10 protein-coding genes are annotated in these 12,494 nt (G+C 71.9%); 6 read left to right on the forward strand and 4 right to left on the reverse strand.

Annotation, left to right across the window (positions count from 1 at the left end):
- The first annotated feature begins 60 nt into the window (after positions 1-60).
- Positions 61-1,803, forward strand: coding sequence for a pyruvate dehydrogenase (locus M4D82_RS26555; protein WP_249768451.1), 1,743 nt, complete (start codon positions 61-63; stop codon positions 1,801-1,803).
- A gap of 131 nt (positions 1,804-1,934) precedes the next feature.
- On the forward strand, positions 1,935-2,387 hold the full coding sequence (locus tag M4D82_RS26560) for an ATP-binding protein (protein WP_502989007.1): 453 nt from the start codon (positions 1,935-1,937) through the stop codon (positions 2,385-2,387).
- Between the two features lie 55 nt (positions 2,388-2,442).
- Here M4D82_RS26560 and M4D82_RS26565 read toward each other — a convergent pair whose 3' ends face one another.
- Complete coding sequence (locus tag M4D82_RS26565) at positions 2,443-3,501, reverse strand: DUF2637 domain-containing protein (protein WP_249768453.1); 1,059 nt, start codon at positions 3,499-3,501, stop codon at positions 2,443-2,445.
- A gap of 192 nt (positions 3,502-3,693) precedes the next feature.
- On the reverse strand, positions 3,694-4,575 hold the full coding sequence (locus M4D82_RS26570) for a (2Fe-2S)-binding protein (RefSeq protein WP_249768454.1): 882 nt from the start codon (positions 4,573-4,575) through the stop codon (positions 3,694-3,696).
- A 181-nt stretch (positions 4,576-4,756) separates the two neighbouring features.
- Between M4D82_RS26570 and M4D82_RS26575 the strand changes: the two genes are divergently transcribed.
- Positions 4,757-5,392 (forward strand): GntR family transcriptional regulator, encoded by a 636-nt coding sequence (locus tag M4D82_RS26575; protein ID WP_349637095.1) that lies wholly within the window; start codon positions 4,757-4,759, stop codon positions 5,390-5,392.
- A 228-nt stretch (positions 5,393-5,620) separates the two neighbouring features.
- On the opposite strand, the gene M4D82_RS26580 is transcribed toward M4D82_RS26575, so the two are convergent.
- Positions 5,621-6,379: a hypothetical protein gene (locus M4D82_RS26580; protein ID WP_249772181.1), complete on the reverse strand. Its 759-nt coding sequence runs from the start codon at positions 6,377-6,379 to the stop codon at positions 5,621-5,623.
- A 173-nt stretch (positions 6,380-6,552) separates the two neighbouring features.
- Positions 6,553-8,229: a PucR family transcriptional regulator gene (locus M4D82_RS26585; protein WP_249768455.1), complete on the reverse strand. Its 1,677-nt coding sequence runs from the start codon at positions 8,227-8,229 to the stop codon at positions 6,553-6,555.
- A gap of 253 nt (positions 8,230-8,482) precedes the next feature.
- Here M4D82_RS26585 and M4D82_RS26590 point away from each other — a divergent pair, with 253 nt between their 5' ends.
- The 3 genes from M4D82_RS26590 to M4D82_RS26600 are packed head-to-tail and all read left to right on the forward strand — an operon-like array spanning position 8,483 to position 12,389.
- Positions 8,483-9,376 carry an FAD binding domain-containing protein gene (locus M4D82_RS26590; protein WP_249768456.1) on the forward strand — a complete coding sequence of 298 codons (894 nt, stop codon included), beginning with the start codon at positions 8,483-8,485 and terminating at the stop codon, positions 9,374-9,376.
- Positions 9,377-9,378: 2 nt separating this feature from the next.
- Entirely contained in the window at positions 9,379-9,984 is a 606-nt protein-coding gene (locus M4D82_RS26595; RefSeq protein ID WP_249768458.1) for a (2Fe-2S)-binding protein, read from the forward strand.
- A 2-nt stretch (positions 9,985-9,986) separates the two neighbouring features.
- Entirely contained in the window at positions 9,987-12,389 is a 2,403-nt protein-coding gene (locus tag M4D82_RS26600) for a xanthine dehydrogenase family protein molybdopterin-binding subunit (RefSeq protein ID WP_249768460.1), read from the forward strand.
- Positions 12,390-12,494 lie beyond the last annotated feature (105 nt).

The following is a 12,494-nucleotide window of genomic DNA, read 5'->3' on the forward strand; positions in this document are numbered from 1 at the left end:
ACCGGGCAGCCGACGGCACACCAGACCCGGCAAGCCGGAACCGGAAAGGGCGCCCCTTCCATGGCCAAGCAGAACGTGGCGGAACAGTTCGTCGACATCCTCGTGCGCGCGGGCGTACGCCGCATGTACGGGGTCGTCGGCGACAGCCTCAACCCGATCGTCGACGCGATCCGCCGGACGGGTGACATCGAGTGGATCCAGGTCCGGCACGAGGAGACGGCCGCCTTCGCGGCGGGCGCCGAGGCCCAGATCACGGGTCGGCTCGCCGCCTGCGCGGGCTCCTGCGGCCCCGGCAACCTGCACCTGATCAACGGGCTCTACGACGCCCACCGCTCCATGGCCCCGGTCCTCGCGCTGGCCTCCCACATCCCGTCCAGCGAGATCGGGCTCGGCTACTTCCAGGAGACCCACCCCGACCAGCTGTTCCGCGAGTGCAGCCACTACAACGAGCTGATCTCCAACCCGAAGCAGATGCCCCGGCTGCTCCAGACCGCCGTCCAGCACGCCATCGGCCGCAGCGGGGTCAGTGTCGTCGCCCTGCCCGGCGACATCGCCTCCCAGCCCGCCCCCGACAAGGCGGTGGAACACGCCCTGGTCACGGCCCGGCCCACCGTGCGGCCCGGTGAGGGCGAGATCGAGAAGCTGGTCCGGCTGGTCGACGAGGCCGACCGGGTCACCCTGTTCTGCGGCAGCGGCACGGCGGGCGCGCACGCCGAGGTGATGGAGTTCGCGGGCCGCATCAAGGCCCCGGTCGGCCACGCGCTGCGCGGCAAGGAATGGATCCAGTACGACAACCCGTACGACGTGGGCATGAGCGGACTGCTCGGCTACGGCGCCGCCTACGAGGCCACCCACGAGTGCGACCTGCTGATCCTCCTCGGCACCGACTTCCCCTACAACGCCTTCCTCCCCGACGACGTGAAGATCGTCCAGGTGGACATCCGCCCCGAACACCTCGGCCGCCGATCGCAGTTGGACCTCGCCGTCTGGGGCGACGTACGGGAGACCCTGCGCGCCCTGAACACGCGCGTGAAGGTCAAGTCCGACCGCCGCTTCCTCGACCGGATGCTCCGCAAGCACGCGGACGCCCTGGAAGGGGTGGTGAAGGCCTACACCCGCAAGGTCGAGAAGCACACGCCGATCCACCCCGAGTACGTGGCCTCGGTACTCGACGATCTGGCCGACGAGGACGCGGTGTTCACCGTGGACACCGGCATGTGCAATGTGTGGGCGGCGCGTTACCTTTCCCCGAACGGCAAGCGTCGCATCATCGGCTCCTTCAGCCACGGCTCGATGGCCAACGCACTTCCGCAAGCGATCGGCGCACAGTTCACGGACCGCGACCGTCAAGTGGTGTCGATGTCGGGTGACGGCGGTTTCTCGATGCTGATGGGAGATTTCCTCACTCTCGTGCAGTACGACCTGCCCGTCAAAGTGGTCCTCTTCAACAACTCCTCCCTCGGGATGGTGGAGTTGGAGATGTTGGTTTCCGGCCTTCCCTCGTACGGGACGACGAACCGCAACCCGGACTTCGCCGCCATCGCCCGCGCGGCCGGCGCCTACGGGGTCCGCGTGGAGAAGCCCAAGCAGCTCAGCGGGGCCCTCAAGGACGCGTTCCGGCACAGGGGACCGGCTCTGGTGGAGGTGGTCACCGACCCCAACGCACTGTCCATTCCGCCGAAGATCAGCGCCGAGATGGTGACCGGATTCGCCCTGTCGGCCAGCAAGATCGTGCTCGACGGCGGGGTGGGACGGATGCTCCAGATGGCTCGATCCAACCTGCGCAACGTGCCGCGACCGTGAGCCCGCAGGAGTGCGCGATGCCCCGGGGGGCATGCATTCCGTAGGCCTGTTCGAGGAACGAGCGACGTGGGAGGGGCACCGCCGTGCGCGTGGGGGCGAATACGGGGAAGGCGTGGAAGCGAGGCCTGCCGGTGCCACGCGAACGCTCCGTCGAGGGCGGCGGGGCCACAGGGGGCACGGCGCTCGGCTCGGCGGAGGTCAGACGCCGCATCCGGCGGGCCGACCTGAAGGCGGTGGGCGAGGTCCGCCGGGCGTTACGGGAACTGCTGCGCCACCGGTGTCGACCCGATACCGCCGACGTGGCCGAACTGCTCGTCACCGAGCTGGTCACCAACGCCCTCGTCCACACCGACCAGGGCGCGGAGGTTTCCGCGAGCGTCAGGGCCGACCGACTGCGCGTCGAGGTCCGCGACTTCAACCCCCAGCGGATCCACCCGTACGTACCGTCCGCCGACGACGGTACGCACGGTCGGGGTCTGCTGCTGGTGGAGGCACTGGCCGACGCCTGGGGGGTGGATCCGCTCGCCCTGGGGCGGGGCAAGGTCGTCTGGTTCGAACTCGACGCCGCGGGAGCGCACATGTGACGACGGAGGCGCCCCATCGGGCACCCCCGTCGTCCGCGTCGGTCGCCTGTGTCGGCTATCCGAACTGCTGCTCCAGATCCTTCAGTTTGCGCTCCAGGGAGTCGAGTCGGGGGATGGTCTGCGTGTCGTCCTCGGCGGTGAGGTCCACCGTCCGGGGGCCGGACGGGTCGGCGGCTTCAATCGCGTTCACGGCCTGAAGTGATGGCCTTCGGCGTAGCGGCAGCTGTCCCGCTTCCGATATGGCCGGCTCCGCGCCGACCGGCGCGGAGCCCGAACCAGGTGCCAGCCCCGGCACGTCGACCTGACGGGCGCGGGCCCGTCCGAACGCCCTGTTCTGCCGGCCCAGCGCCTTGATGTGGGCGCGATCCAGGCGGTGTTGCTCCCGCCTGCGGTGGCGATCCTGCTCCCGCTCCTTCTTGTCCTCGCGCACCTCGTCCACGGCCTCGTCCAGGGTGCGTACCCCTTCCAGCAGCATGAGGGACCAGGCGCCGAAGGTCTCCCGGGGGGCCCGCAGCCAGCGGACCATCCGGATCTGCGGCAACGGCCTCGGGATCAGGCCCTGTTCGCGCAGCGCCGCCCGGCGGGTCTGCTTGAGGGCCCGGTCGAAGAGGACGGCCGCCGAGAGCGACATCCCGGCGAAGAACTGCGGGGCGCCGTCGTGGCCGAGGCCCCGGGGCGCGTGCACCCAGTTGAACCACGCGGCCGCGCCCGCGAACAGCCAGACCAGCAGGCGCGATCCGAGGGCCGCGTCGCCGTGGCTGGCTTCCCGTACGGCGAGCACCGAGCAGAACATGGCGGCGCCGTCGAGACCGAAGGGGACGAGGTACTCCCAGCCCCCGGAGAGGTTCAGGTTCTGCCGGCCGAAGCCGACCAGCCCGTGGAACGAGAGCGCGGCGGCCACCGCCGCGCAGCAGAAGAGCAGGACGTAGGAGGCGGTTCCGTAGACGGCTTCCTTGCGCCGTCGGCGTTCCTCGCTGCGTTCCCAGCTGTCGTCGGCCGCGGCCTTCTCGCCTTCCCGCTTGCCCCGGGCCAGCACCGCCACTGCCGCAAGTACGCCCAGGATCAACAGGCTGCCGGGCAGCAGCCAGTCCAGCGATATGTCGGTCAGTCTCATGCGGTTGTCCCTTGCCTCGCGTATGCGGCTTTCCGGGCGCCATAGTGGCGCAGCAGGTCCGTGGTGTACGCGGGTTTCGGGTCAAGTGGACGCCTTCGGGGGGTGCGTCCCGTCGGATAGGGTGTTGTGGCTCGAACTACCGCTCGGGTGAATCGAGTTGCGTTCGATTCAGGTTCACCCCTGTGGGTGGCTTCAGTCGGCGGCGGCCGGCGCCGTGAGGCGGGCGATCCGTTCCGCGTCGCAGGTGCGTGGGCACGTCGTGCAGGTGTCCCGGGGGCGGATCGTGTAGAAGAGGCAGCAGCCGGCCCGGTCCCGGGTCGTGAGCGCGGCGCCGTCCGGGGCGCGCAGGGTGCGGAAGTCCGCGCCGCCCGTGTACGGGGCGGTCGTGCCGGGCAGCAGCGATTCCAGCTCGCGCATCGCCCGCGTCTCCTCGCCGAGCAGCCCGCCGAGGTACCAGAGCCCTTCGACGACCTCGTCGGTGGCCATCGACCACAGGGCGCGGCGCCCGCGTCGCATGCGCGGGCCGAATCCTTTCAGCAGCGGTTCGAGGTGCCGGGACACCGCTGCCCGCACCTCCTCCCGCAGGGCCTCCTCGTCGGGCACCACCCGGGCGCCGGGCAGGCCGGCCGCCGGGTCGTCGGGCAGGCAGGCGAACTCCTCGACGCGTACGGACATCAATCCCCGGGTCCGGTGGAACGCCACCCGGTCCACCGGCAGGTCGGGCACCCGGCGCCCCAGGAACCACGGGACGGTGATCAGCAGGCAGGCCGGCCAGGCGTAGCGGTGCAGGCCGAAGCCGGCCACCACGTCGGGGCGACCCCGGCGCCCGTGGTCCCGGAGCACCTGGGCCTCGTCCCAGGCGAGGAAGGCCTCCAGGGCCTCCCCGCCCGCCGCGAGTTCGTCCGCGCCGACCCATCCCACACCGCGAGGGAGGGGTTCGCGCGCGTCGCGCTCCACGATCCGCAGACCGGGGTAGGCGGCCGTCAGGCGCCCGTACGCGTCCGCCACCGGAGAGCCGGCCGGGGCGGGTGCGGGGGCGCAGGGGCGCGGGGCGTCGACAGCCGAGCCGGTCATGACGGACCACCGTATCCACGATCATCAGAAGGTTAGGCTTACCTTACCCGATCCGGAAGTGGTGCGTACCCCCGCGTTCCGGCCGTCGTCGCCTATTCTCGAACCGGCTCGACACCTGGAGGAGGACCGAGTGCGCGAAGCGGCCCAGCCCCGGGTGTCCGAAACGCCCCTGATACCCGCGATGCCCGCGCAGAAAGTGCTGCGCCATTCGGTGCGCGGCCAGATCCTCGACGCCCTGCGCGCCGCCCTCGTCGACGGCGATCTGGTCCCCGGCGAGATCTACTCCGGCCCGGCCCTCGGGGAACGCTTCGGGGTCTCCGCGACCCCCGTGCGCGAGGCGATGCAGCAACTCGCGCTCGAAGGCGCCGTGGAATGCCTGCCCAACCGGGGCTTTCGCGTCCTTGCCCGCACGCCCCGGTCCTTGGCCGAACTGGCCGAGGTGCGGGCCCTGTTGGAGGTGCCGGTGATGCTCCGCCTGGCCCGCACCGTCCCCGCCGCGACCTGGGAGTCCCTGCGCCCGGCCGCCCGTGCCACGGCCGAGGCGGCCGCCGCCGGCGACCTGCCCGGCTACGGGGACGCGGACCGGGCCTTCCACCGCGCGGTGCTCTCCCTCGCCGACAACGCCGAGCTCGTGCGGATCGCCGAGGAGCTCCACCGCCGCGCCCAGTGGCCCCTGCCCGGCGCCCCTCGGACGCGCCGCGCCGACCTCGTGGCCGACGCGGCGGAGCACACGGCCCTCCTGGAGGCCCTGATCGCCGGGGACCTCCCGGTGGTGGAGTCCCTCGTCCGCGAACACTTCGCGGGCTCCCCGGCCTGAGCCGGCCCGCGCGGCCCGCGGATGCCGCGCCCGCGCCGGGCCCGCGCCGGGCTCGCGCCGCGCCGGGCTCGCGCCGCGCCGGGCTCGCGCCGCGCCGGGCTCGCGCCGCGCCGGGCTCGCGCCGCGCCGGGCTCGCGCCGCGCCGGGCTCGCGCCGCGCCGCGTCCGCCGACGCCGGTCGCCCGGCCGGTCGTCCGACCACGCCGCCCCGGCCCCGCTCGCGCGCCCCTCAGGCCGGCGTCGGGCTCAGTTGGTCCGCCAGCCAGGTCGGGATGCCGCCCAGGAGGTGGAACAGCCGGCGGGCCTCCGCCCGCAGCCGGGCCGCCTCCGGCTCCGGCTCGGCCTCCGCCAGCGCCGCCAGCGCGGGCGCCGTACCCACCAGGAAGCCCAGCTCCTCGCGGATGCGCAGGGACTCCACGAAACCCTTGCGGGCCTCGGCGACCTCCCCGTCGCGCAGGGCCAGCGCGGCCAGGTGGCGCCAGGTGAACGACAGCAGCAGGGTGTCCCCGTGGGTCTGGGCCCCGGCATGGGCCCGGTGGTAGGCGGGCCGGGCCGCCTCCGGGGCGTCCGCCAGGTGCTCGGCGACCAGCCCCCGGCGGAAGTCCAGCAGCGGGCGCGTGCGCGACCCCGGTGACAGCAGCGCCGCCGCCCGGCCGAGCGCGGAGCGGGCCTCGTCGGCCCGGTCGCGTACGCCGAGCACGGTGGCCGCGTACGCCAACTGGCCCCGCTCGCAGGCCGCCGCGCCCCGCTCGTCGTCGTCCCGGGCCACGGCCTCGGCCACCCGGAGCGCGTCCTCCGCCTCGCTCCAGCCCTGGCCGGTGAACAGGCACCGCTCCACCAGCAGCGCCGTGCGCTGCGTGGCGGCCCCGGCGTCGTGCGCGTGCGGCGTCAGCAGGGCCGCCGCGTCCGTCCAACAGCCGCGCGAACGCAGCCGCCATATCGCCCGCTGGAGAGGGTCGTCGCCCCCCGTCGATCCCGCACCGGACATGGCGGTATCCGCCACATTGCCCTCCCCGAAGCAACCAAGCAGCACGTCGTTGAGCCCTTGGGGCGAAATGAGAGCACGGATCGGTCGCATCGGCCAAGGGGTCGGGTGAACTCTTTCACAAAGTCCGGACGGCTCGTCAGCCGGCCTGGGCCGACCCCTTGGACGGGATTCGGTCAGCTCATGCGCAGGGCGAGGAAGAAGTCGAGCTTGTCCTCCAGGCGGGAAAGGTCCCGCCCCGTCAGCTGCTCGATTCGCCCGACCCGGTAACGCAGTGTGTTGACGTGCAGGTGCAGGCGGGTCGCGCAGCGGGTCCAGGAACCGTCGCAGTCCAGGAACGCCTCCAGGGTCGGGATGAGCTCCGCGCGGTGGCGCCGGTCGTAGTCGCGCAGCGGGTCGAGCAGCCGGGCGGTGAAGGCGCGGCGCACGTCGTCCGGCACGAACGGCAGCAGCAGCACGTGCGAGGCCAGCTCGTGGTGGCCGGCGGCGCAGACCCGGCCCGGACGGGCGGCGGCCACCCGGCGGGCGTGCCGGGCCTCCTCCAGCGCCCCGCGCAGCCCCTCGGCGGAGTGCACGGCCGCGCTGACGCCGAGCGTGAGGCGCCCGTCGCCGTCCAGACCGGCCGCCAGGGGCTCCCGTACGGCCGCCAGCAGCGCGTCGGCGTGCAGCGCGGAGTCCGGGCCCTTGTCCTCGCCGGCCTCCCCCGCCAGGGCGGGCAGCGGGACGAGGGCGATCGCCTCGTCACCCGCGTGGGCGACGGCGATCCGGTCGGAGGGCTCCGGGCCGGCCATCGACGGGTCGACGAGGATCTCCTCCAGCAGCGACTGGGCCACCGGGCCGCCGGGGATGTCCCCGCCCTCCCAGTCCACCCGCGCCACGACGACCTGCCAGTGCGGGGCGCCGCCCAGGCCCGGCAGCAGCACCGGGGCCGCCACCCGCAGGCGGGCCGCGATCTCGGCGGGCGCGGCGCCCGTCTGGACCAGCTCCAGCACCTCCTGCGCGAGCCGGCGGCGCACCGTGCGGGCGGCGTCGCGGCGGTCGCGCTCGACGGCGATCAGCTGGGTGACGCCCTGGAGCAGGTCCAGGCGCTCGGCGGGCCAGTCGCCCGCGTCGGCCTCGACGGCCAGCAGCCAGTCCGAGAGCACCGTCTCGCGCACGTCGCGCGCGGCGGGGCCCGGACCCCGGCCGTGTCCCCTGATCGGGAACAGGGAGTAGGTACTACCCTGGATGGACATCCGGTGCGGGCCCCTGCGGCCGGTCCGGACCGCCGCGAGGTGTTCGCTCGCCAGCGCCGCGCAGACGCCCGGGGCCAGCGGCTCGCCCGCGCCGGCGATCTGCCGGCCGGTGGGCGAGAGCACCCAGGCCCGTAGATCGAGGTCCGTGGTGAGCAGATCCAGCACCACGTCGGGTCCGCCGCCCGCGGGGCCCGACGTCATCAGCCGGCGGTGGCGGTCCACGACGGCCGCGAGGTCGCCCGCGCGCTCCCCCGAGACCTGCCGCACCACGTACTCCGTGATGGTGGCGAATGCAACGTTCTCGTTCACGGCGAACAGCGGCAGCCGGTTGCGCAGACAGGCCGAAACCAGATCGTCGGGGATGTCGCCGAGCTCCGCCTCGCCGGCCGCGAGGCCGGCGACTCCCGCGCTCGCGAGGATTCGTACGAACGGCTCGGAGTCGGCTGAATTTCTTCGCCAGGCCAGGCCGGTGAGGACGAGTTCTCCTCCGGAGAGGTATCGGCTGGGATCCCTCAGGTCGGTCGTCATGACCCCGCGGACCGTCCGGTCGAGTTCTTCCTCGCCGCCCAGCAGCCGCAGCCCCAGCGCCTCGGTTTCCAGCAGTGCGCGCAGCCGCATGATGTCGCCGCCGATCTGTCTCGTTTGTTGCCGTTGGAAATCGGGCAGGTCGTCGCATCCTGCCTTTCATACGAATCTACAAGACGAGGGAGGCCGTCAGCCAACTCCTTCATGGTTTCGGTGACTGCACCCGGGGGACGCCCGGCTTGTGTACTGGCTCCACACCGCGTTAACAGCACGTGAACGACCAGTCGAGGGCCCTTCGGCCTCCTGGCTTGAAGTGAACGACCCGATTAAGAAGAAGAGAGCCGACATGGACTTCCTTCGCCCCGCCAGCTGGGAGGAGGCACTCGCCGCAAAGGCCGAGTACCCCACAGCTGTGCCGATTGCGGGTGGCACCGACATCATGGTCGAGATCAACTTCGACCACCGCCGTCCGGAGTACCTCCTTGACCTCAACCGCATCGGACTGCTGCGGGAGTGGGAGGTAGGCGAGGAGGTCACCAAGCTCGGCGCCTCCGTCCCGTACACCCAGATCATGGAGAACCTGCGCGGTACGCTGCCGGGTCTCGCGCTCGCCTCGCACACGGTCGCGTCCCCGCAGATCCGCAACCGCGGCGGTGTCGGCGGCAACCTCGGTTGCGCCTCGCCCGCCGGTGACTCCCACCCCGCCCTGCTCGCCGCCGACTGTCAGGTCGAGGTCGAGTCGGTACGCGGTTCGCGCATGATCCCGATCGACGAGTTCTACACCGGCGTCAAGCGCAACGCGCTCGCCGCCGACGAGCTCATCAAGACGATCCACATCAAGAACGCAACCGGCCCGCAGCAGTACTCCAAGGTCGGCACCCGCAACGCGATGGTCATCGCCGTCTGCGGCTTCGGTCTCGCGCTGCACACCGACACCCGCACGGTGCGTACCGGCATCGCCTCGGCCGCTCCGACGCCCATTCGGGCGAAGGCCGCCGAGGAGTTCCTGAACGCCGCGCTCGAAGAGGGCGGTTTCTGGGAGTCCGGCAAGGTCATCACCCCGTCGATCGCCAAGCAGTTCGGTGAGCTCGCCTCCGGCGCGTGCAACCCGATCGACGACGTCCGCGGCACGGCGAAGTACCGCCGGCACGCGGTTGGCATCCTGGCTCGCCGCCAGCTGGTCTGGACGTGGGAGCAGTACCGCGGCAGCAACGGCCGCTCGCTTGAAGGGGCTGCGTAACCATGCGCGTCAATTTCACTGTCAACGGTCGTCAGCAGGAAGCCGACGACGTGTGGGAGGGCGAGTCCCTCCTCTACGTGCTGCGTGAGCGTCTGGGCCTGCCGGGCTCGAAGAACGCCTGCGAGCAGGGCGAGTGCGGTTCCTGCACCGTCCGCCTCGACGGCGTGCCGGTCTGCTCCTGTCTGGTCGCGGCCGGTCAGGTCGAGGGTCGCGACGTCGTGACCGTCGAGGGCCTGGCGGACTTCGCCAAGCAGCGCGAGGCCCACGGCCACGGCGGTGCCTGCGGCACCGGCGGCGGCTGCGGCACCCAGGGCGTGTCCACGGACGAGGCCAAGCAGTGGTCCGCCAAGGGCACCGACTCCCAGACCGGCGAGGGCGTGGAGCTCTCGAACATCCAGCAGGCGTTCATCGACGCCGGCGCCGTGCAGTGCGGTTTCTGCACCCCGGGTCTGCTGGTCCAGGCCGACGCGCTCCTGGAGACCAACTCCGACCCGTCCGACCAGGACATCCGTGAGGCCCTGTCCGGCAACCTCTGCCGCTGCACGGGCTACGAGAAGATCCTCGACGCGGTCCGCCTCGCGGCCGCCCGTCAGGGAGAGGCTGTCTGATCATGGCCAACACTCGCACCGTGCCCTCCGGTACGCCGACGAACGTCACCCAGAAGCACAACAAGGGCGGTATCGGCGAGTCCACGCTCCGCCCGGACGGCACCCTCAAGGTCACCGGTGAGTTCGCGTACTCCTCGGACATGTGGCACGAGGACATGCTCTGGGGCCAGACCCTGCGCAGCACCGTCGCCCACGCCGAGATCGCCTCCATCGACATCTCCGAGGCGCTGGCCATGCCCGGCGTGTACTCCGTGCTCACCTACGCGGACCTGCCGGCCGAGATGAAGAACTACGGCCTGGAGATCCAGGACACCCCCGTCCTCGCCAACGGCCGCGTACGCCACCACGGCGAGCCGGTGGCCCTGGTCGCCGCCGACCACCCGGAGACCGCCCGCCGCGCGGCCGCCAAAATCAAGATCGACTACAAGGAGCTGCCGCTCGTCACGGACGAGGCCTCCGCCCTCGCCGCCGACGCGCCGCTGATCCACGAGGGTCGCGACGACCACCACTCCGGTCACGTCCCGCACCCGAACATCGTGCACCGCCAGCCGATCATCCGCGGCAACGTGGAAGAGGCCCGCAAGCGCGCCGACGTCATCGTCGAGGGCGAGTACACCTTCGGCATGCAGGACCAGGCCTTCCTCGGCCCGGAGTCCGGTCTCGCCGTACCCTCCGAGGACGGCGGCGTCGACCTCTACGTCGCCACCCAGTGGCTGCACTCGGACCTCAAGCAGATCGCCCCCGTCCTCGGCCTGCCCGAGGAGAAGGTGCGCATGACGCTCTCCGGCGTCGGCGGTGCCTTCGGCGGTCGCGAGGACATCTCGATGCAGATCCACGCCTGCCTGCTGGCCCTCGCGACCAACAAGCCGGTCAAGATGGTCTACAACCGCTTCGAGTCCTTCTTCGGCCACGTGCACCGTCACCCGGCCAAGCTGTACTACGAGCACGGCGCCACCAAGGACGGCAAGATCACGCACATGAAGTGCAGGATCGTGCTGGACGGCGGCGCCTACGCCTCCGCCTCCCCGGCCGTCGTCGGCAACGCGTCCTCCCTCTCGGTGGGCCCGTACGTCATCGACGACGTCGACATCGAGGCGATCGCGCTCTACACGAACAACCCGCCCTGCGGCGCGATGCGCGGCTTCGGCGCCGTCCAGGCCTGCTTCGCGTACGAGGCCCAGATGGACAAGCTCGCGGCGAAGCTGGGCATGGACCCGGTCGAGTTCCGCCAGCTCAACGCCATGGAGATGGGCACGATCATGCCCACCGGCCAGGTCGTGGACTCCCCGGCCCCGGTCGCCGAGCTGCTGCGCCGGGTCAAGGCCCGCCCGCTGCCGCCGGAGCGCCAGTGGGAGAGCGCCGGCGAGGGTGCGGACGTCCGCGCGCTGCCGGGCGGCCTGTCCAACACCACCCACGGCGAGGGCGTCGTGCGCGGCGTCGGCTACGCGGTCGGCATCAAGAACGTCGGCTTCTCCGAGGGCTTCGACGACTACTCCACCGCCCGCGTGCGCCTGGAGGTCATCAACGGCGAGCCCGTCGCGATGGTCCACACGGCCATGGCGGAGGTCGGCCAGGGCGGTGTCACCGTCCACGCGCAGATCGCCCGTACGGAGCTGGGCGTCACGCAGGTGACGATCCACCCCGCCGACACGCAGGTCGGCTCCGCCGGTTCCACGTCCGCCTCGCGGCAGACGTACATGACCGGTGGCGCCGTGAAGAACACCTGTGAGGCCGTCCGCGAGGCCGTCCTGGAGATCGGCCGCCGCAAGAACGGCTCCTACCACCCGGCGTGGGCCACCGCCGAGCTGCTCCTCGAAGGCGGCAAGGTCGTCACCGACGGCGGCGAGGTCCTCGCGGACATCGCCGACATCCTGGAGGGCGAGGACGCGATCGACCTGGAGCTGGAGTTCCGGCACCGGCCGACCGTCGCGTTCGACCTGGTCACCGGCCAGGGCGACGGCCACGTCCAGTACACCTTCGCCGCGCACCGCGCGGTCGTCGAGGTGGACACCGAGCTCGGCCTCGTCAAGGTCGTCGAGCTGGCGACCGCCCAGGACGTCGGCAAGGCCCTGAACATGCTCTCCGTGGTCGGCCAGATCCAGGGGGGTACCACCCAGGGCCTCGGCGTGGCGGTCATGGAGGAGATCATCGTGGACCCGAAGACCGCGAAGGTGCGCAACCCCTCCTTCACGGACTACCTGATCCCGACGATCCTCGACACCCCGACCATCCCGGTCGACGTCCTGGAACTCGCCGACCCGAACGCGCCGTACGGCCTGCGCGGTCTCGGCGAGGCCCCGACCCTCTCGTCCACCCCGGCCGTCCTCGCGGCGATCCGGCAGGCGACGGGTCTGGAGCTCAACAAGACGCCGATCCGTCCGGAAGCCCTGACCGGGACCCTCTAGGACGCGGTGTCCGGGGGCCGAGAGGCCCCCGGACACCGGGCCGGCACAACCCCCCCCAGATTTCCGGGCGGTGTGACACGGGAACGTCACACTTCCAGTCGCACC

This window comes from Streptomyces sp. RerS4 (assembly GCF_023515955.1).
GTDB lineage: Bacteria > Actinomycetota > Actinomycetes > Streptomycetales > Streptomycetaceae > Streptomyces.